Raw genomic sequence first — 19,471 nt, 5'->3', positions numbered from 1 at the left:
CACACCTGGTGGCGGTCGGCGATCGATTCACCGTAGACGATGGGTTACGCGACACCTGCCGCTCCGCCGCGCTGTGGAGCGGTGGGTTTCGCGCAACCCATCGTTCACGGCGCCCCAGCCGGCCATCTATAGAACAGCGGAGAGGAGTCGCGCGTACTGTGCTCGCGCATCTGCGTCCGACGGCAAACCCGGCTCGAAGGGCAACTCCATTCGATCCTTGCTCCTGTCTCGGTAGCGCGGGATGACGTGGAGGTGAAAGTGAAAGACAGTCTGCCAACCGGCCGTGCCGCAGCAATTGAGGAGATTGACACCCTCAGCTCCTAGTTGCGCGTACATAGCCTGCGCGATCCGCTGGGCAACCAGTGTGGTTGCCGTCAGATCTTCCGGTGAGACGCTGAGAAGGTCGGCGCTGTGTTGCTTCGGAATAACGAGAAGGTGGCCGTCTGCTCCGGGATCGATGTCCATGAAGGCCAACGTCGTCGCATCCTCGGCGACCTTGTCGCACGGTATCCGCCCGGCGACAATCTCGCAGAACACGCACGTTTCGTTGGCCCCGGTGTCGATCATGACTTCATGATGCCTCACCAGAGGAGCCTGCCGGCTTACCCAAGTTCCATCGACCACCCGGCACTTGTCGTAACGCCCGGCTCTGCCTCTCGCCCGATTCAAGTAACGGGCGTTTCCGGCAGGCTCAGCCCACTACCGGCTCCGGTCTGCCGTAAACGATCGTTTCCGGCGCGCTGCGGTCAAGCTCGTTTCGAGGCCTGCCTAAAACCCATGCCACTCGTTGGTCGGGTTCACGGCGCGAGGAATCGGCAGGGGGTTTCGGCGGGCGCCTACTTTCTCCATCTCCCTGCACCTTGCGAACGTTAGGGGCAGGGAGATGGAGGGTGTCAGCGAGTGCTCGATCGTCGCCGGGCCGTGGTGCTGACTATGGTGTCGAAGACGAGGAAAGCGAGGAGTGTCCATCCGACGAGGGGGAGCCAGAACCCGACCAGCAGTGCGACCGCTCCTACGGTCGCGATGCCCCACCAGGGTGCGTCGCGAAGAGCGCGCCGCGGCGGGCTTCCCACGAGTTTGCTGGTGTCGCGCGCCGGGCGGCGTTTCCACCACATCAGGTAGCCGAGCACGACCATCGCCGCGAGTGCGATGGCGACGAGGAACAGGACGATCTGGTTCGCGAGTCCGAACATGACGCCCATGTGGATGTTGATGCCCCAGCTGGCGAGTTTCGCGGGTAGTGAGAGGTCTGCGAAGTCGATCCGGTCGACGACTTGCATCGTGGTGCCGTCGATCGCGAGTGAGTCGCCTTCGGTGGGGAAGCTGCTCTTGATCTCGCGGATCTTCCAGGCGGTTCCCGGTTCGGCGGGTGGTGAGATCTCGACTTGTCCGGTGTTGACGTTCTCGCGTTGAGCGATGGCGAGGACGGCATCGAAGGTGGCGGGGTTGGCTGCCCCGGTCGGGGCGGTCTCCGCACCGTGGTGGTGTGCGTGATCATCCGCTGCTGCGGTCTCTCCACCGAGGGCGGTGTTGAGGGAGGGAGTGCCCCAATCAAGGGCGGCGCGCAGGTTGCTGACGTTCGTGCCGGCGTGCTGGGACCAGGTGATGCCGGTGGCGGAGAGGAACAGGGCGCCGAGGATCACCCAGATCCCGATGCTGGTGTGCCAGCCGAAGAGTCTTCGGTATCCCTTGTGGGTAGGGTTCGGGCGAACGAAGTCTTTCTTCGCTCGGGCTTTGCGGATTCGGGTGATCCAGAGCGCGAGGCCGGCGATGGCGACGATTCCGAGCCAGGAGGCGGCGAGTTCGCTGTAGAGCCGTCCGGGCTCTCCGAGGTGGAGGTTGCGGTGCAGGTTGCTGATCCAGGTGCGCAGCGGCGTGGAGCCGCTGGTGCCGTACACGACGAGGTCGCCGCGGATCTCGCCGGTGCCGGGGTCGACGGACACGGCCCGGGATTCGCTGGGTCCGAGGCCGTCCTCGGCATACATGATGCGGGTCGTGTCGCCGGGCTCGGGGGCGGGCCGCACTGCAAACAGCCCGGAGGAATCGCCTCGGTAGTTATCGGCAGCCTCGATCTGAGCGGCGAGAGTGAGCGTCGTGTCGGTCTTGGGTGCGTGGAGCTGCTCGGCGTAGACGGCTTGCTCGAGCTGTGGGGTGAGCGCGTAGAGTGCGCCGCTGATGGCGGCGATGAGGATGAACGGGCCGACGAGGATGCCGGCATAGAAGTGCAGTCGGAGAAGGAGCGGCCCCAACCACCCTCGACGACGAGTCGGGGTGAAGGTGGGTGGTGCGTGCGGGGCGGGTTCGGTGGTGGTTGCAGTCATGGTGGTGCTTTCAGGAGAGGAGGGAGTCGCCGATGAAGCCGTCTTCGGCGCATCCGGGCGGGATCGCGAAGACGGCGGAGCCGATGGGCACGGTCCATTCGTTGAGCAGGTCGAGCTCGTCGAGCCGTCGTTGCATCGGGATGAACTGGCGTTCGATGTCGGCCTGGTAGGAGACGAAGATGAGCCCCGACTCGGAGACTTCCGCGCCCAAGGGTCGTTCGTCGTAGTTGTACGCGCGGCGGAAGATGCGTTCGCTGTCATCGCCGCGCGCGCGACGGATGTGGGCGAACTGCGGGATCACCGGGAAACCGATGGCGGTCTTCGCCTCGAAGTCCGGCTCGTCGAACTCCTTGGTTCCCGTCAGCGGCGCCCCGTTGGCGATCCTTCGTCCGACGGACGCGTCGCGTCCGCTCCGGTCGAGGCGGTCCCACTTGTCCAGGTCCATCCGGATGCGGCGGATCACGGCCCCGGTGCCGCCGGCGAGCCAGCCGTCCTCCGCCCAGACAACCTGGTCGAAGTCCTTCGTCCCCGGTTCCGGGTTGGTGGTGCCGTCGACCTGCCCGAAGAGGTTCCGCATCGTCGTGCCGGGCCGCTCGGTGCCATAGGCGCGCCGGAATCCCTGCTGGGTCCAGCGGATCGTCGCGAAGCCGCGTGCATCCTTCAGGAGCATGCGGGCCGCGTGCGCCACCGTGAGCGGATCGTCCCCGTTGACCTGCAGCAGCAGGTCACCGTCGGAGAACTCCGGCTGCAGCCGGTCGATCCCGAACGCCGGGAGCGGGGCGAGCCAACCCGGCCCCGTGCTGTCGGCACGGGCGACGAGCCCGGGGCCGAACCCGAAGGTCACCGTCAGGCGAGCGGGCGACAATGCGAGTTCCGGTTCGGAGTCGGCTAGGGCCGGCGTTCCCTGGGTGAGCCGTGCCGCATCGTCGGTGAGAATCCGCATCAGACGAACCAACGCTGACGCGTCGACACCGTCGTTCAGATCCAGCCCGACGAAGACCCCGTGTGCTTGGGCGGCGGTGTCGATGCCGGCTTGGTGCGCTCCGAAGAAGGGGACCTTCTCATCGCCGTTCATCGGCGTCGAGGGCGCCGTTCTCTCCTCAGTGTTTGAGCGGTTGAGCGCGTAGTCCGCACCGATCGCTGCGGCCGCGCCGATCCCGGCGACAGCCCCTCCGAGGAGGAACTGTCGCCGGGTCGACCGACCGGGACCGGTGGGCGCGCCCTCATCGGGCGCCGGCATCAGTGATCCATGCCTTCGTCGTCGCTCTCCTCGTAGTTCTCGTTCGCACCCGAGTAGTCCTTCACCGGAGCGGTGAATTCATAGGTCGAGTCGTCCGAGAACGTCAGAGTGAAGGTCGCTTCATCACCGGCGACGAGCGGGTTTTCGAGGCCCATCAGCATGATGTGGTTCGCACCCGGCTCAAGCGCCAGCTCACCACCGGCGGGGATCACGAATCCCCCCTCGATCTCGCGCATGACCATCTCGCCGGCTTCGTTCTCCACCGTCTCGTGCAGCTCCATCATCGGGGAGACATCGGATTCCACGGAGACGACCGTCACGTCCGCATCGCCCGTGTTCTCGAGCATCCCGAACGCTGCGGACATGCCGTCCGGGGCGGACTTCACCCACGCGTCCTCGATCGTCACGACATCGCCGGCGGGCTTGGAATCCTCGGATGCCGGAGCAGCTGTTGCGGCGCAGCCGGTCAGTGCGAGAAGCGAGACCGCGAGCAGTGCCGCGGCGCGAGGGAGGGTTGTGGAAGTGTTCATCGTGTAGTGCCTTTCACAGAGTTTCTGCCGCGTCATCGCCGGACTCCGGCGGTGCGGCTGTCGCCTTGGGGCGACGAAGGAATCGATAGAGGGCGAAGCCGGCTGCAGCGATCGCTGCGCCGCTCGCCCCGATGAGCAGCACCCGAACGGGGCTGCTCGAGTCGTCTGCGATCTGATCTTCCGCTGGGGTGACTGCGTCACTATCCGCGGCACCGTCACTGCTCCCGGCCGTGACCATCGAAGCAGCGTCGCCGATCGTAAACGGGATCGACCCGGAGATCGGATGCCCGTCCTCGGAGACGACCTGCCACCGCACCTGATAGCCCGCCACCGGCATGCCAGCCTCGAGCTGCGCGGTGACGGTGTTCCCCTGAACGTCGATCTCTCCCGACGCCCAATCGTGCCCGGATGCATCGACGACCATGACGACGGCGCCTGTCATCGCCTCATCGAGGACGATCAGATCGCCGGAGAACGTCATCACGATCTCTGGCGGGGCGGCCGCCAGAACCTCGCCCTCCTCGGGCGAGCTGGAGGTCAGTTGGTCATGGGCAGACGCCGGTACCGCGGTCGCCAGGACGGCGATCAGGACCAACGCCAGCCCCGCACCGATACGGCGCAGTCCAGACATGAGGAAGCCTCTCGTCAGGCGCCGACAGGCGGCGCCAACGGTCGTTCACAATGCCCGGAGCGCGCAGATGCACCCGAGCGGGAACGCACCGGGAAGAAAAGAGCCGGTGCGGATCAGATCGCGCGGGCCGTAGGCGGAGCCCGGCCCCGGAGCGTCGCCAGCATCCTCGATGCGAGAGGACGGCAGATGTCGACCGTGAATCCGAGGTCTTGAACGAAGAGCAGCGCGGGCGATCCCAGGGCCGCATCCAGCCGGCGACGGACCCAGCGAACGACCTGAATCGCGAGCGCGCGCAGGGCGAGCAACATCCGCTCACCACGATGCGCGACGAGAACAGTGACGATTGCCGCCAGCAAGTGTCCGACCCACATCGTCCCGTCCGCGACGACAGCCTCTGTTACACCGGCACCGCCGGGCAGGACGAGAGGTGCGCCGTGCACGTGACCGACCGCGGTTCCTGAGGGCTCGATCGTGCCGAGAACGAAGAGGACGTGGAACAGAAGCTGACTGATGGTGACGGAGATGCTCAACCGGATCACCGAGAGCTTTCGTCCCGCCAAGAGCACGCAGACCATGAACGAGAAGAGCCAGGGCACCAGGATGCCCAGCGGTCCCGGCATCTGACCGCCACCCGTGACGTGCCCCGCGAGGGCCGCGAACGTCGCCAGCGACGCCGCCGCGAAGCCGCGCACAACGGCAGGCTTCCTCGACGGGGTCATGCCACCATCTTCCCATCCCTCTGAGGCTCCCGATCGTCACAGTGATCGAGGGTGTGCTGCCGCGTCTGGCCACTGCGCTCGACGAGGACGAAGCGGGATTTCACCCCCGGGGTAGCCACGGCACTCGCCGGCACGTAGCGTGGTTCTCACCTCTCCAGTAGGGCGCCCACAGTGACGTGCGTGTCCATCACATTTTGAGCTGAGAGCAGATGCCCGACGATGCGACCACGGTCCTTCCGCCGGGCATCGCCAATGAGACAGGAATACCTCTCTCACCGAGCGCTCACCGGGATGGTTAGTCTCACTCATCGGAGCCGAAGCAGGCGGAGCGTCACAGCTTCGCGATCTCTCCAGTGACCGAACCGGCCCTCGCTGTCGAATTCAGCATCCGCTTCCCCTAATGCATCGCGGGGCGTACGGTTATCCCCACGGGCGCCGGTCTCATTCTCCGACTATCGCCCGGCTGATGAGGGTGGACACTCTCGCGAAAGCCGGCCTCGAATGTCAGACGACACGCTCGCCAAGACCAACGCCGCCCTACTACGGGATACTGCAGCGGACTATCGGAACAAGGCCGCCGCGGGCGCCGAAGCCGCCGACGTCAAGGTGTTCCTCACTATCGCCTACCTCCTTGAGAGGCGCGCGAACCGGATCACTGAGGGCGAGAACGACTTCTCCAAACCCCCTGAAGTGGATGACGAGCAAGGTTGACACGCGAGTTCGTGCCCATCAATCCAGCTGAACACGTCGTGCGAGGCCGGTTCCACAGATGATCGCCGCGGGAGTGAGCCGAGCAGGTAGACAGTGCCACCAGAACGATCGTTTCCGGCGGACTCCGGAATACACGGCCGGCAGGCACGCCAATATCGTTCGTCAGAACCACCTAGCGGCGAGGGTTTTCGGAGCACTCACGGCTGGGTGTAGCGGTCAGGGTTTCCAGACCATGAGGATGACTACGGCGACGAGGCAGAGTGTTGCTAGGCCGGAGCTGATTGCCGCTCGTGCGTAAGCGGGGTTTGCGGTTTGGCGGCCAGGATGTACTAGTGCGGGCACCGTGACGACGAGGGTAGCCAGTACAGCGACGACGTAGAAGACGAGGGATCCGAGAACCCAGGGTGTGGTGATGGTGAGGTCGTACTTCGGGTCGGCCATTCCCATGACGCCGAATCCGGTGACCATGACGATCAGCGATAGGTAGCTGAGGAGACGGACACTCCTCCCCGACTTGATGCTTCGTTCGTTGTCTCCGTGTCGAAGCGATCGCATTGCCGCCATCGGCATGATGGCCATCGGGCCAACGACGAATACTGCTGATGTGACGTGGAGGATGCTGAAGAGAGTGTCCATGATCTTTTCGTTCTTTCTGCGGCTTTGGCTTAGGCGTTGACGGGGGTATCGACGAGGCGACCATCGACGAGGTGCACGACCCCATGCATACGTGGCAGGTGAACGAGGTCGTGCGTAACGAGCAGGGTTGACGTGTTCAGTTCATCGGTGAGGCGCAGGATGAGGTCGATGATGCGTGATCCGCGTTCTTGATCGAGGGCGCTGGTGGGCTCATCGACGAGGAGAACACTGGGGTCGTTCATTAGGGCCCGCGCGATGTTGATGCGTTGACGCTGACCGCCGGAAAGTTGGTGTGGCCGCTTGTCGCCTTGGTTTGCGAGGCCGACCGCGTCCAGGAGCTCGTCGGCGCGGGCGGTCGTCTTTGCGCGGTTGCGTCGGCTGTGGGGTGCGCCGAGCTCGTTCATGACGGCCAGTTGTTCTCGGGCGGTGAGGGAGGGGATGAGGTTCGGCTGTTGGAAGACGATTCCGATGTTGTCGCGGCGCAGGTGTGTTGCGTCGTTGGGGTTGAGGGTGGTGACGTCGACGTCGTCGATGAGGATTGTTCCGGAATCGGGGCGGATGAGGGTGGCTGCGACGGCGAGGAGGCTGGATTTGCCGGAGCCGCTGGGTCCGGTGATGCCGGTGACAGTTCCAGGGTGCGCGGTGAGGGTGACGTTGTCGACAGCGGTCACGCGGGCATCGCCGTCCGGGAAAGTGAGGGTGATGTTGTTCAGGCGGATCATCGGTTGCTCCCGAGGGCGGTAAGGGGGTCGGCGGAGGTGACGGATCGGAGCGCGAATGCGGTCCCGGCGAGACCGAGTGCGATCATGATGCCGCCGGGAAGGAGGGTGGTGATCGGGCTCAGCAGGAACGGGAGCGCAGTGCCGGCGAGGAGGCCGAGCAGGGTGACGATGCCGAGACCGATCCCGATGCCCAGCAGCAGCACGATCAAGGCCTGGCCGAGTGCATCCCGGATGAGGGACCGAGTGCTGGCCCCGAGGGCTTTGAGGACCGCGACATCGCCCTTTCGTTGCATGGTCCACACGGTGAAGAACGCGCCGATGACGAGTCCGGAGATGCCGAACAGCATGGCGACCATGAGCAGTAGAGATCCGATTTCGGACCGGAAAGAGCTCAGCGCTGTCAAGGATCCGAGGGTGGTCTCCGAGATGGTGGTGTTCGCCGTGTCGGCGGTGTCCCAGTCCGGAGCGCCTTTGACGGCGAGGATTGTGGCGAAGGCGTCAGGGTTTCCGGTGGCGGCGGAGTACGCCTGCCAATCGTGGAGTGTCATTTGCACGACGGGTGTGTGGCTGTACCAGCCATCCCCGTCGATCGTTTCGACTGTGTAGGAGACACCGGCGATCTCTACATCCTCGCCGACAGTCACGTCGAGGGCTTCAGCGGCGGGATCGGACAGGCTCAGCTCGCCATCACCGGATGGTGAGGTAGCGGAGAAACCCGGTTCGACGCCGAACACGGCGATCGCGGCGCGGGTGTTTTTGGTCTCGCCACGGGTCTGGCTGATACCGATGGGTTGCACGGCCGTGACACCGTCCGTCGCCGTCCAGTCGGTCGCCTGTTGTTCGGTGATGGTGGAATCCGAGAAGCTGGCTGCGCCGTCTCCGGCTGTGGGGGCGGAGAAGATGATGCGGTCGGCGGGAAGTGCCAGGACGGCAGACACATTCTGTGTGGCAAGACCTCCGGTGAGTCCGCTGAGGAATCCCACGAGAACGGTGATAAGAGCGACGACGGAGCCGATGAGGATGAACCGGCCGCGGGCAAAGCGGAGATCGCGTAGAGCGACGAACATGGGGCTGCCTTTCCTGTCACCGGACGGCGACTACTCCACTCTTGCCTTCCGCACACGGCGGGTCATCGGCCGCCCGAACAGCGTTTCGCGACTGGAATGCGGAGCCGCCAATCGTCCTTTCGGACGATGCTCACACTGCGCGAGCGGCGTAGAGTTCCACGCATGGTGCACACCGCGTTGACCCCCGTTTTCGTGGGTCTGCGGACCGGCCTGCACGTTCTCTTTTTCGCGCTTACTGTGCTCGTGATCGCCCGTGCCGTGCTGGACCCCACCGATTCGAGCGTCGTCGTGATCGTGTTGGCTTTGATCGTCGGTGCGACGTACGCGTTGGGCACATTCCTCCCCAGAGGCACCCAGGCAAGGGGCCTGCTGCCGCTGGGATGGTTGGCGCTTCTCGCTACGGAGTGGCTGGGGTTGCTGTGGTTGATCGCAGATGCCGCGTACCTGGTCTTCCCGCTGTTCTTCCTCTTCCTTCACCTCTTGGGACGATGGTGGGGGTCAGCCGCGATTGCGGTGTCGACGATCCTCGCGATCTGCGCGTTGGGCATCCATAGCGGTTGGAGCGTGGGCGGCGTGGTCGGCCCGTTCGTCGGCGCCGGGGTCGCTCTACTGATCGGGTTGGGCTATCAAGCGCTCGCGCGGGAGGCCCTCCAGCGGGAAGCGCTAGTCCAAGAGCTGCTCGCCACTCGGGGACAGCTTGCCGCGACCGAACATGAATCAGGGGTTCTCGCAGAACGTGCCCGGCTCGCCCGCGAAATCCACGACACTCTTGCGCAAGGACTCTCCAGTATCCAGATGCTGCTGCACGCTACGGAACGTGCCGACCCGGGACGCCCCGGCATCGAACACATTCGCCTCGCCCGCGAAACTGCCGCGGCAAACCTCGCTGAAGCGCGCCGGTTCATTCGCGAGCTCACCCCGCCACAGCTCGACGACCAGACCCTTGGTGGGGCGCTGCGAAGACTCGCCCGCACCCAATGGGCGACACAAGGACTTGACGTGCAGGTGCGTGTCTCCGACACCGTCACCCTTCCCATGCACCTGCAAACCGCTCTGCTACGAATCACGCAAGGCGCCATCGCCAACGTCATCCAGCACGCTCACGCGACGACCGCGACTGTCACCATCGCGGTCGAGAACGACCAACTTCACTTCACGGTCACGGACAACGGAACCGGATTCGACGTTCATCTCCCCGAAAAGGGGAGCGTCGAAAGGACGGATTCGTTCGGGTTGCAGGCGACCGCAGAGCGGGTCGAACAGCTTGGTGGGACGCTCACCATCAACACCGCACCGGGACAGGGGACAACCCTGGCGCTAGACCTCTCTCTGACGGAGTTCGCATGATCCGGCTTGTCATCGCCGACGATCACCCCATCGTCCGTGCCGGCCTGAACGCCCTTTTCAGCCTCGAACCGGACTTCGACGTCGTCGCCGAAGCGGCCACACCAGATGACGCCGTCATGCTGGCGGAACGGGAGAACCCGGACGTTGTTCTGATGGACCTGCAGTTCGGTTCCCAACAATCGGACACGGGTGCGGACGCAACCCGACGTATTCGAGCACTCGACGCGCCCCCTTATGTGCTCGTCCTGACGAACTATGACTCGGATGCGGACATCCTCAGTGCTGTGGAAGCCGGAGCCAGCGGCTACCTCCTGAAAGACGCTCCACCCCACGAACTGACCGCGGCCGTCCGCGCGGCCGCCGCCGGTGAAAGCGCCCTCGCACCCGTCATCGCATCTCGACTCCTCAGCCGCATGCGCGCCCCGCAGGTCGCTCTCAGCAGCCGGGAAATCGAAGTACTTGAACTTGTCGCCTCAGGCCGATCGAACACCGAGGTTGCAGACGAACTCTTTGTCAGCGAAACGACCGTCAAGTCCCATCTCGCCCACATCTTCTCGAAGCTCGATGTCAGCTCCCGCACCGCAGCAGTCTCCGCCGCACGCCAGAAAGGGATCCTGCGGTAACGGTCGGCGCTCTCGTCGACGAGTAGCGATACGCGTTGAGCCCCGCAGTAGCGTCCGGCTATCCGAGCGCCAGCCAGCGAGCCGCAGCCCCCTTGAGGGCACTACCCGACGCTCGAACCGGGCGCTCGGACGTGACCTCGGAACCAGCCTGCCGTTCGTGGTTACCGGCGCTTGTGTTGCTCAGGTGATCCGGCAGCTCCGTGGTGAGGATGAGGACAACGTCGATGAGCTTCCAATCCAGCTCTTCACATCGCTGCTGCGCCGCGCGCAGATCCGCCAACGTGGGCATCGCGGCGTCGACGGGGACAATGAATGCCTCCAGGTGGAAGAACTGGCCCTGGTCCCGCACGCGCACGGCCACCTCGCGAACCCACGGCAGTGTCTCGAGATACTCGAGAACAGCGTCGGACGCGGGATGTGGTTTGTGATCATCGAACGTGGTGGCGCGGGTGTCCATGAGGTCGGTGATCGCAGCGCGGGTGTTGCGCAGTCCGTCCCAGAGGATGCTGCCGGCAATGAACGTTGCTGCGGCCGAGTCGGCCCACCAGTATCCCAAGCCGATGCCTCCGACGCCGACGATGGAGCCGGCCGCGGTCATCCAGTCGGCTTTGTTCATGTCGGCGTCGGCGTAGAGGACCTTGTTGTGGAGGTCTTTCGCCAGGCGCATTTTGACTCGGCCGAAGTAGATCGGCAGTGGGATGGTCAGTGCCATCACGCCCATCATCAACCACCCGGACCAGATCACGGTGCCAAACAGTTGGACGGAACCAATCGGGGGCCGGTCGCCACTAATTAGCCCGGTCACGGAATCAAACAGGAGGAACGCACCCATGGTGCAGAGGGCCACTCCGGCGACGAGGTGCGCGACTCCGACCGAACGGAAGAACCCATAGGGGTACTTGTCGGACGGAGGTTTGGTGATGATGCGGACCGCTATCAGGAAAGCGATTGGGGGTGCCAAAGAAAGCAGGTCTTCGATCCACGCCGCCTTCATAGCCTGCGAGCTGCCCATCACAAGGTTCACTCCGGTGATGGCCACAGCGAGGAAGCCGATCGTGAACCATTCGATTCGGATCGCGCGCCGCAGCGTCTTCTGCTGCGCAGGGGGCAGGGGCGGGTGCGCCGTGCTCATTTGTCGTGTCCGTGTTCGAGAAGGAACGTTTCCAGCGTCGTCAGAAACCGGTTCTCACCGAGGACGGTCAACATCACATGCTTCTTCGTTGCCCCGGCGACCTGTTCGTCTTCATAAGGGGCAGTGATCGCCGCTTTGTCGGTCCATGGAGTGTCATCGGTGAACCCGCCGATGACAAGATCAAGGGAACCAGTGTGGAGCTGGTCGGTGAGGATGGCTTCACTTCCCACTGTCCACACAACGGTCGCGTCGATCGACTCGGCGAACTTTTCGACGAGTCGCACGTCCTCCCCGGATGGTTTGTCCGGGTCAGTGGTGTCTGTCCACGGCGGGTTGTGAGTAATCCCTACGCGCAGGTCGCCGCCCTGAGCATTGCGAAGAGTGCCATCGACGTCGGCGGGTATCCCCGCGCACCCGGAGAGCATCATCGCGGCCCCGACAATCCCCCCGATCGCGGACGCACTCCACCGGCGCTTGATTGACATCTGATTTCCCATCTGGTTGCTGTGGACATGTGCCGGGTGATCGATGCTCACCGCTAGGCGACAAATCAGGCAGCGATTGCCCGGCTGAGGGCGTCATCCCACCTAGGGGATAGCGTCTCGCCAGGCGGCTTCGGGCTACGGACATCTGCCTGCTCCGATGAGGGTGCCGACTGCCGGGGGTCTCGACGAATAACGATCGCCCGGACTCCTCTCGGGTCAGGCGGACATGACGGGATCTCGATCGGTCTACAGCTACGCGGCTTCGGCATGGTTCTGACACTCGATACAGGCGGATGCGTGAGGGACGACTTCGAGACGTTCCGGTGCGATCTGGCCGCCGCATCGTTCGCACTGACCGTAGGTGCCGGCATCGAGCCGGTTCAGAGCCACGCTGATCTGTTGGATCGTGAGACGGTGCGCCGCTGCCGTCTGGTAAGCGACGGGGTCGATGGTCGGCAGGGCGCGGGGCTCGAGGTCCTGCAGAAGGGTCAGGCGCTCCTCGAGTCGTTGCTCGAGCTGCTTCCGGATGTCCGCGGTGTCGGGGGTTTCGGGGAGGGTGTGGGTTGTCATGACTGCTCCTTCTGGGTACAAAAAAAGCGCCGCTGCTGCGACGCGCTGGGTGACCGGGTAGCCCTGAAGACGGGTCTACGGTGAAGCAGCGCGGGAAGGCGACCGGAAGAGCAGATCGTCGCCGCCGCTCCGGCGGGGCGGAAGAACCTCATGTCGCGCGCCCGCGATGTCGACCACGCTCGTCACCACGGACGCGTCAGCAAGACGCCCCGGGTGAATGAGGTCAACGACGGTGGTCATGGCCCTCACCATAGCCTCACCCACAGAAAATGCAAGTCGCTACCACGCACGGGTGAGCCGGTTGCATTAATCCCCGTCGTGGCTATGGTGAGGGCATGGTAGCCCACCTTTTCTGCCGCAATGGTCTCGTTGCGCATTCGGCTGCCCAACTCTCGGTACACGCCGTCTTTCGGTCTGCTGACGTTCCGTGGTTCCTGCGCGTTCGACGCGCTCCGCCGGAAACGAGTAACGCCTCGTAGCCGAGCGCGTCGCACGTCTCGCGATGCGCTCTTCCGCCGCAGCCAAGGAACCTCATGACCACCGAACACAGCCCCGCCATGCTCATCGAACAAGCCACGATCGCACGCATCGCGGCTCTGCAAGATACCCTCCGTCGCTTCCGCCGGGACCACGGGAAAGATCTCGCTCCCTCACGCGCGATGGCACGCCCCGCAGCGACTCAGCCTGTCGAGGCGGATACGCGCCGACGCCTCACTCGCAAAGACCAGACGACGGAATTGACATGAGGGAGAACCTCTCCTCGCGCGTCATCGAGATGACCGGCGACCCGTTGCGATGCCTGAACGCCATTTCGGATGTCGACGAGTCCGCAGACCTTCCCGCAAAGCTGCGGGTCGTCGGGATTGACGGGCACAGCGCACACACCAGATCTGGATTCGCCGCTCTCCTTCGTCGCCAGAAAGGGAAGGTTTCACGGATATCCGGATCGGTTTCGCACATCATCGTTGTCATCGAGCACCCCGACTACAACGACTCGTGGACGATCGGGAAGGTTCACCGGTGGGCCATGTCCATCCATCGGCGCATCCAACGTGCACGCGGCATCGATACGGACGTCACCGCACTCCTCGTGAACCAGGACGTCGACCCACAACTCATCTGCGCACGAGTTGAGGAGCTCGCGCGGCGCCCCCCAGGGGTGAATCCCGCAGCAGTGCACACCATGCACGAGATCCGTGCCCACACGATCGCACAAGCGTCGACGAACGACTTCATCTAAAACGACACCTGCGTCGAAGGGTATTTGCGTACGAATAGGCGCAAAGTTGACTTCCTCTGGAAGACGGCTATGGTCAATGGTTCATGCGCCAGCCACTTAGGGGAAGCGAGTAACGATGTCCGGAAAGTCACCAAGCACACGGGGAGCAAAAAAGGCTCCTCAACTGTCGATCAAGGAAAAACGAGCGGCGAAACGCGAAAAGCGCGAACCGGACGTGTTCCTCAAGCCGCGCAAGGGAGCGAGCCGCTGACCGGCTGTCCCGGGGACTCTTCGGGTGCGCGGAGTTCCCGGGCAGTCAGCCCCTAGTGTCGCAACCGGTTAGGAGCATGATGCAACAGCCGACAGTGTTCACCATCGGACACTCCACGCACCCCATCGACGAGTTCATCGACCTGCTGCGAAACAACGGGGTCCAGCAACTCGTCGATGTGCGAACCGTTCCAGGCTCCCGGCACAACCCGCAGTTCGGAGCCCAAGCCCTCGAACGAAGCTTGACCGAAGCCGGGCTGCTGTATGCGCGGCTGGAGGAACTCGGGGGATTGCGGCACACACCGGCGAGTGTGGAGAGCATCAACGGCGCCTGGCGCAACAAGAGCTTCCGCAGCTACGCCGATTACATGCAGACCGAGCCTTTCGCTCACGGAATCGACACCCTGATCGGCCTCGCCAAAGAGACCACTGTGGCGATCATGTGTGCGGAAGCCGTGCCGTGGCGCTGTCACCGGTCTCTGATCGCCGATGCGCTCCTCGTTCGACAGCTCACCGTGAACGACATCATGAGCGTCACATCCACCAAACCTCACACCCTCACCTCCTTCGCCGCGGTGGACGGCCAACGACTGTGGTACCCGCCGACTACCGTGGAAGAGCAGCCGTGATCAGATGCGCGTTCTCAAATAGCTGATCATCACTTCAAGAATGGATCCGTCCGCGATGGGCACACTTCACTACGGCGGGTCGGAGGCTTCGATCCATATCGAGGAACGCGCCCTCGCGCATCTGAAAGTTGTTGTCGCGACCAAGCTTCGCCGCAACGAATCGTTCACCCTGTCGTGGCGGCACCCCGGAGGCGACGTAGAAGGACGCAGCACCATCTGGCTACACCCATCAATCCCTCTACGATTCACCTTCGACGAGCTCGAGCCCCCGCACCTCAACATGCAATGGATCCACGCGCTCATGCAATCGGCCAACAGTTCCGGAGGCATCACGCTTCTCGATGAAGTGCTCGAAGCTCCGACAGGATGACCGCCGCCGGCATTGGTCGGTGCTCGTAGGCCTGCCGGGAGCGTCGGCATCACGAGGACGGACGGCTCATGCCAGGAGAACCTCGTGAGGCGAGCGAGTAGCCCTCTCAGAACGTCGAGTTCCCCAGAACCGTGGCTCGGAGAGGGCTCGTCACACGGAATGTGACATCGCCTCATTGCGTTTGGCGCAGCGCCCCAGACGCCCCGCGCGTAGCCCCAGCTACCACACAGACATTACCACTGGGTGTCCCCCAAACGGAGGACATCACGGGCCGGCGCGACCCGATGTAGTGCGCGGGCATCAGCGATTGATTCACCCCCAGAAACGGTCTCACCGCAACGCGGTCTCGACGTGCCAACGGAGATCTTCCACGACGTCTGCGGCGAACCACGGGTTCCTCGCGTGCCAACGAAAGTTGAGCGGCGACGGGTGCACTAGAGGGAACAGCTCAGGAAGAAACTGCTGATAATTCCGTACCGTCGCGGTCAGCGTTGCGGTCTTCGCAATCGGCAAGTACGCCTGCTGTGCGTAGCGTCCGATCAACAAAGTCAAACGAATATCAGGCATCAACGCGAAGAGCGGCGGATGCCACCTGGCCGCGAAGCCTCGACGCGGCGGCGCATCTCCCGACCCGCTGCGACCGGGGCCGGGGTAGTAGAAGTCCATCGGCAAGAGAGCGAAATTGTCCGGGTCTCGGAACTGTCCTTCGGTGACACCAAGCCACTGCATGAGGGTGGCACCACTGGCGTCGTCCCACGGCACCCCGCTTGCCTGCGCGCGGCGTCCCGGCGCCTGGCCAATGACCGCCACGCGCGCAGCGGCACCCATCGTGTAAATGGGGTCCATGCCCTGCTCTCGCAGCGCGTTGTTGGTGGAATCGTGTATCAGCTCATCATGGATGAGCGCGAGAGGATCAAGTGCACCGTACTGCGGAGTTCCCACGATCCGTACGCAACCTGCTTCAGTGCTTCTTAACGACGGTCAGGAAGATGACTGAGTCCTCGATGGCGTCGAGTGAGTGGAGCCCGTCCGGGATGATGAGGAGGTCACCGGAAGATCCGTTCCACGACACGTCTCCGAATCTGAGCAGGACGCGGCCCTCGAGGACTTGCAGGGTTGCCTCTCCGGGGCTTTCGTGCTCAGCCAGGCTTTCGCCGGCCTTGAGAGCAATAAGCGTTTGTCGGAGTTGATGCTCGTGTCCTCCGAAGACGGTCTTCGCGCTTCTACCACTGGACGCTTCCTTCGCCTGAGAGAGTTCGTGTCGCGCGAGGGCGATGAGTGAGGTCTTTTGCATAGCATTTCCGATGTTCGAATGTCATCGTGCGTGGGGTTGCTCGGCCTTACGGGAACCAAGCTGGCCGACACAGCTTGGCTCAAGCTCGTACCTATTATCTGTCCCCGTTCGGCTTACTCTCCGAGCCTGCCACTCGTTCAGCACGCTGGTCACCGAAAACGATCGTTTCCGGTGGATCAAGCTCAGGGAGATAATTTTCGAGCCAGAAACGTTTGCCGGATGTGGCTACCGCAGACCTACTCGGTAGGCCGACCCGGGCAACCTGCGCACGCTACCCGAAGTCTTACTCAGCGCCGGCGTACCCCCAACGGTGCGAGCAGGTGATCCGTTGCGTGAGGATCGATCTTGCGGGTCTGCTGCTCCTGGATTGCAACGAGCATCCGCTCCCGCCGGTCCTCTCGACGCTCCGCGCGCCGCATCGCCCAGCGTGTCATTGCGCCGGCGAGGCGGATGGACGCGCGTTCGATCGTGGATGCGCCCCGCGGCACGGTGATCGTGCGAGTGGGGACGACTGCGTTCATGATGCGACCTCCTTCTTGTCGCGAGATTTGGCCTGCGTTCGGAGGCGGGCGATGTCGTCGATAACGAGGTCTTTGTTGATGGCGCCGGCGACGAGCGACCCGAGACCTAGACAGACCGAGACGTTCGCCCGCACGTCAACCACATTTCCGACCGCCCACACTCCGGGGACCGACGTGCGTCCATCGTCGTCGATGACAACCCAAGGCCCGAGCGGGCCATCCTTCGTCGTCGCGCCGAGTGAATGAAGAAGGCCGTCCTGTGGGCGCGGAATGGTTCCGGTGAAGACGACTCCGACGGGAATCAGACGTCCTGCGACATCCACCCCAACTATGCGCTTTTCTTTGATTCGCAGTCCAGTGACGATGCCCAATTCGACCTGGATGCCTCGGAGAGCGAGTGCATCAGCCGCTTCGCCTGGCGGCTCTCCGATCGCGTTCGGAAAGTAGATGACGCGATCCGACCACTGGCGCATGGTTTGGGCCTGTTCGACGCTCTCGGGTGAGGTGGCGACAACGCCGATCACGTCGTTCCGGTGCTCCCAACCATCGCAATACGGGCACATGACGACGCCGTTCCCCCACTGCTGCTGCATACCCGGAATGTTCGCCAACTCGTCGACGAGACCGGTCGCGACCAGGAGCCGCCTGGTACGGATGGTCCCGTCGGCAGTGTCGACTTCGATCACTGCGTCGCGCACGCGCACCGCGGAAGCGGTCTCGGAGATGATTCGAACCCCGTAGCGCGCGATCTCATCCCGTCCGAGCTCGAGGAGCCGTGAAGGCGAAAGTCCATCATGCCCGAGCACTCCGTGCATATGGGCTGCGGGCGCGTTCCTAGGCTTTCCGGCATCCACGACGATCACACGGCGTCGCGCGCGGCCCAGTGAGAGGGCAGCACTCAATCCGGCAGGTCCCCCGCCAATGATCACCACATCGATGTCGTGTAGCGAGTTGTCCTTTTTGCTCATAGCCTCTTCGATTTCGGGGTATCGATCTGCGCATGTCGCGCTTGTATGTTCAGTACTCACAACAACGCCCGGCCTAGACCATCGATGGGTTCACCGCGGCCGCATGCGCGAAGCGTTCCGCAAGGCGTTGCGTGCGGGGTCTCGTGCAAAGGCGTGGACGTGCTCATGGCGATTAGTTCTTTCGCTGTGTGCGTTCGGTCCGTGAACTCGATCGTGCCCAGCGCGGCGCTCGCTCGGGGCGCGGTCCGACGCCGATGATCGCCGCGGGGAGAGCGGTGAGCCAGGGCAGACGCCGGAGGATGTCGACGAGTCCTTGCGGAAGCTGAATTGTCTTGCCGTTCAGGGCGGGATCAATGATCTTGGCATGCATGATGCGTTGCAGGCTTTGGATGAGGAGCGTGAGTAGCGCGCGTCGGCGCTGCACTCGGGCGAGGATGCGGCCGGAACGTGGCCCTGCGAGCTCGCCGGCCTGGAGGGGGCCAGCGAGAAGTCTGGCTGCGGCGACGGCGTCCTGCACGGCGAGGTTGATGCCGACACCTCCAACCGGAGACATCGCATGCGCGGCGTCTCCGATGCAGAGCACGCCGTTGGCGTGCCAGCGGCGCAGTCGGTCGAGGCGGACGTCGAGGTGTTTCACGTCGTCCATCGAGGCGATGGTGTCCACGTCATCGGCGAGGCTGGGGAGCAGCTCAGCGGTCTGTGCCCGGAAGGCTTCGATGCCGCGTGCGCGGACTTCGCTGTCGGTGCCCTTTTTCCCTAGGGCTGCGACCTGGACATACCCTTCGCGGGGAATCGCGATTGCCGCTCTGCCGTCTTTCATTCTCGGCAGCAGGGACTCTCCGAGGTGGTGATGCGTGGTGACGCTATACCACCAGACGTCGAAGTCGACGGGATATTCCTGGGTGGGAAACCCGACCGCGCGGCGCACGGCGGACCAGCGGCCGTCGCACGCCACGGTGAGGTCAGCGTAGAGCCGTCCTGGACCGTCTGGCGTCGTGTATTCGACGCCATTCACTCGCCCGTTGCCGCGGATGACCCTGTTGACTTCGTGCTCGCGGAGAAGGGTGAAGTGCGGTTCTGTCGCGGCCGCGTCGGCGAGTAGGTCGAGGAGGTCCCATTGGGGGACCATCGCGACATACGGGTGCCGGAGCGGGAGACGGGTGAAGTCTGCCATTCGCACATCTTCTCCGTCGGGGCCGGGGAGTGCGACCTGGCTGATTCTGGACTGCGGCAGCTGGTCGAACCGGTCGAAGAGGCCAAGGTCGTCCAGTAGACCGAGGGTAGTGGGGTGCACCGTGTCGCCGCGGAAGTCGCGGAGGAAGTCGACGTGCTTTTCCAGCACGGTCACGGCGACCCCGGCTCGTGCGAGCAGAAGGCCGAGTACGAGTCCCGCGGGGCCGCCGCCCACGACCGCGCACGTGGTTCGATCGTCGGATGTTGAGGTGTCATTCTGCGGTGCGGGCATG

At 63.9% G+C, this 19,471-nt stretch carries 24 protein-coding genes; 7 read left to right on the top strand and 17 right to left on the bottom strand.

Going from position 1 to position 19,471, the window contains the following annotated elements; translation table 11 throughout:
- Positions 1–126 precede the first annotated feature (126 nt).
- From LC452_RS16825 to LC452_RS16800, 6 genes are all read right to left on the bottom strand, one after another.
- A complete protein-coding gene (locus LC452_RS16825) occupies positions 127–567 on the bottom strand; it encodes an HIT family protein (RefSeq protein WP_223627325.1) in 441 nt (146 codons plus the stop codon).
- Positions 568–893: 326 nt separating this feature from the next.
- Positions 894–2,321 (bottom strand): PepSY domain-containing protein, encoded by a 1,428-nt coding sequence (locus LC452_RS16820; protein WP_223627323.1) that lies wholly within the window; start codon positions 2,319–2,321, stop codon positions 894–896.
- A gap of 10 nt (positions 2,322–2,331) precedes the next feature.
- Positions 2,332–3,561, bottom strand: a complete 1,230-nt coding sequence (locus tag LC452_RS16815; protein ID WP_223627321.1) for a Dyp-type peroxidase — start codon at positions 3,559–3,561, stop codon at positions 2,332–2,334.
- A complete protein-coding gene (locus LC452_RS16810; RefSeq protein ID WP_223627319.1) occupies positions 3,561–4,091 on the bottom strand; it encodes a copper chaperone PCu(A)C in 531 nt (176 codons plus the stop codon). Before LC452_RS16810 ends, LC452_RS16815 begins: the two co-directional genes overlap by 1 nt.
- 13 nt (positions 4,092–4,104) lie before the next feature.
- The gene (locus LC452_RS16805) at positions 4,105–4,722 is read right to left on the bottom strand and encodes a copper resistance CopC family protein (protein WP_223627317.1); all 618 of its coding nucleotides are present in this window, start codon (positions 4,720–4,722) and stop codon (positions 4,105–4,107) included.
- Between the two features lie 113 nt (positions 4,723–4,835).
- The gene (locus LC452_RS16800; protein ID WP_223627315.1) at positions 4,836–5,441 is read right to left on the bottom strand and encodes a hypothetical protein; all 606 of its coding nucleotides are present in this window, start codon (positions 5,439–5,441) and stop codon (positions 4,836–4,838) included.
- A gap of 501 nt (positions 5,442–5,942) precedes the next feature.
- Between LC452_RS16800 and LC452_RS16795 the strand changes: the two genes are divergently transcribed.
- On the top strand, positions 5,943–6,152 hold the full coding sequence (locus LC452_RS16795; RefSeq protein ID WP_223627314.1) for a hypothetical protein: 210 nt from the start codon (positions 5,943–5,945) through the stop codon (positions 6,150–6,152).
- A gap of 216 nt (positions 6,153–6,368) precedes the next feature.
- Here the strand turns inward: LC452_RS16795 and LC452_RS16790 are convergent, their stop codons facing one another.
- From LC452_RS16790 to LC452_RS16780, 3 genes are read right to left on the bottom strand one after another with little or no spacing between them, the layout of a single operon-like run.
- Positions 6,369–6,788: a DUF2269 family protein gene (locus LC452_RS16790; RefSeq protein WP_223627312.1), complete on the bottom strand. Its 420-nt coding sequence runs from the start codon at positions 6,786–6,788 to the stop codon at positions 6,369–6,371.
- 29 nt (positions 6,789–6,817) lie between these two features.
- Positions 6,818–7,510: an ABC transporter ATP-binding protein gene (locus tag LC452_RS16785; protein ID WP_223627310.1), complete on the bottom strand. Its 693-nt coding sequence runs from the start codon at positions 7,508–7,510 to the stop codon at positions 6,818–6,820.
- The gene (locus LC452_RS16780) at positions 7,507–8,577 is read right to left on the bottom strand and encodes an FtsX-like permease family protein (RefSeq protein WP_223627308.1); all 1,071 of its coding nucleotides are present in this window, start codon (positions 8,575–8,577) and stop codon (positions 7,507–7,509) included. Before LC452_RS16780 ends, LC452_RS16785 begins: the two co-directional genes overlap by 4 nt.
- A 162-nt stretch (positions 8,578–8,739) precedes the next feature.
- Between LC452_RS16780 and LC452_RS16775 the strand changes: the two genes are divergently transcribed.
- Both LC452_RS16775 and LC452_RS16770 read left to right on the top strand, forming a co-directional pair.
- Complete coding sequence (locus LC452_RS16775; RefSeq protein ID WP_223627306.1) at positions 8,740–9,924, top strand: sensor histidine kinase; 1,185 nt, start codon at positions 8,740–8,742, stop codon at positions 9,922–9,924.
- Positions 9,921–10,547 carry a response regulator transcription factor gene (locus tag LC452_RS16770; RefSeq protein WP_167255854.1) on the top strand — a complete coding sequence of 209 codons (627 nt, stop codon included), beginning with the start codon at positions 9,921–9,923 and terminating at the stop codon, positions 10,545–10,547. Before LC452_RS16775 ends, LC452_RS16770 begins: the two co-directional genes overlap by 4 nt.
- 58 nt (positions 10,548–10,605) lie before the next feature.
- On the opposite strand, the gene LC452_RS16765 is transcribed toward LC452_RS16770, so the two are convergent.
- The 3 genes from LC452_RS16765 to LC452_RS16755 form a co-directional block, all read right to left on the bottom strand.
- Positions 10,606–11,679, bottom strand: a complete 1,074-nt coding sequence (locus LC452_RS16765) for a cation diffusion facilitator family transporter (protein ID WP_223627304.1) — start codon at positions 11,677–11,679, stop codon at positions 10,606–10,608.
- Positions 11,676–12,215: a transporter substrate-binding domain-containing protein gene (locus LC452_RS16760; RefSeq protein ID WP_223627302.1), complete on the bottom strand. Its 540-nt coding sequence runs from the start codon at positions 12,213–12,215 to the stop codon at positions 11,676–11,678. The genes LC452_RS16765 and LC452_RS16760 overlap by 4 nt, the downstream gene beginning before the upstream one ends.
- A 201-nt stretch (positions 12,216–12,416) precedes the next feature.
- Positions 12,417–12,734, bottom strand: coding sequence for a TraR/DksA family transcriptional regulator (locus LC452_RS16755; RefSeq protein WP_223627300.1), 318 nt, complete (start codon positions 12,732–12,734; stop codon positions 12,417–12,419).
- Between the two features lie 533 nt (positions 12,735–13,267).
- Here LC452_RS16755 and LC452_RS16750 point away from each other — a divergent pair.
- From LC452_RS16750 to LC452_RS16735, 4 genes are all read left to right on the top strand, one after another.
- Positions 13,268–13,480 carry a hypothetical protein gene (locus LC452_RS16750; protein ID WP_223627299.1) on the top strand — a complete coding sequence of 71 codons (213 nt, stop codon included), beginning with the start codon at positions 13,268–13,270 and terminating at the stop codon, positions 13,478–13,480.
- Positions 13,477–13,974, top strand: a complete 498-nt coding sequence (locus LC452_RS16745; protein WP_223627297.1) for a hypothetical protein — start codon at positions 13,477–13,479, stop codon at positions 13,972–13,974. The genes LC452_RS16750 and LC452_RS16745 overlap by 4 nt, the downstream gene beginning before the upstream one ends.
- A gap of 326 nt (positions 13,975–14,300) precedes the next feature.
- Positions 14,301–14,852 carry a DUF488 family protein gene (locus LC452_RS16740; protein WP_263294058.1) on the top strand — a complete coding sequence of 184 codons (552 nt, stop codon included), beginning with the start codon at positions 14,301–14,303 and terminating at the stop codon, positions 14,850–14,852.
- A 55-nt stretch (positions 14,853–14,907) separates the two neighbouring features.
- Positions 14,908–15,222, top strand: coding sequence for a hypothetical protein (locus LC452_RS16735; RefSeq protein WP_223627707.1), 315 nt, complete (start codon positions 14,908–14,910; stop codon positions 15,220–15,222).
- Positions 15,223–15,552: 330 nt separating this feature from the next.
- On the opposite strand, the gene LC452_RS16730 is transcribed toward LC452_RS16735, so the two are convergent.
- From LC452_RS16730 to LC452_RS16710, 5 genes are all read right to left on the bottom strand, one after another.
- On the bottom strand, positions 15,553–16,164 hold the full coding sequence (locus LC452_RS16730; protein WP_223627295.1) for a uracil-DNA glycosylase family protein: 612 nt from the start codon (positions 16,162–16,164) through the stop codon (positions 15,553–15,555).
- A 19-nt stretch (positions 16,165–16,183) separates the two neighbouring features.
- On the bottom strand, positions 16,184–16,516 hold the full coding sequence (locus LC452_RS16725) for a cupin domain-containing protein (RefSeq protein WP_223627293.1): 333 nt from the start codon (positions 16,514–16,516) through the stop codon (positions 16,184–16,186).
- A gap of 287 nt (positions 16,517–16,803) precedes the next feature.
- The gene (locus LC452_RS16720; protein ID WP_223627291.1) at positions 16,804–17,037 is read right to left on the bottom strand and encodes a hypothetical protein; all 234 of its coding nucleotides are present in this window, start codon (positions 17,035–17,037) and stop codon (positions 16,804–16,806) included.
- Positions 17,034–18,005 carry an NAD(P)/FAD-dependent oxidoreductase gene (locus LC452_RS16715; protein ID WP_223627290.1) on the bottom strand — a complete coding sequence of 324 codons (972 nt, stop codon included), beginning with the start codon at positions 18,003–18,005 and terminating at the stop codon, positions 17,034–17,036. The genes LC452_RS16720 and LC452_RS16715 overlap by 4 nt, the downstream gene beginning before the upstream one ends.
- Before the next feature lie 172 nt (positions 18,006–18,177).
- Complete coding sequence (locus LC452_RS16710) at positions 18,178–19,470, bottom strand: FAD-dependent oxidoreductase (protein WP_223627288.1); 1,293 nt, start codon at positions 19,468–19,470, stop codon at positions 18,178–18,180.
- Between the last annotated feature and the right edge of the window lies 1 nt (position 19,471).

This window comes from Microbacterium sp. EST19A (genome assembly GCF_019969685.1).
Lineage (GTDB): Bacteria > Actinomycetota > Actinomycetes > Actinomycetales > Microbacteriaceae > Microbacterium.
The sequence above is the reverse complement of the archived record's forward strand: the minus strand, read 5'-3'. Positions and strand labels throughout refer to the sequence as shown.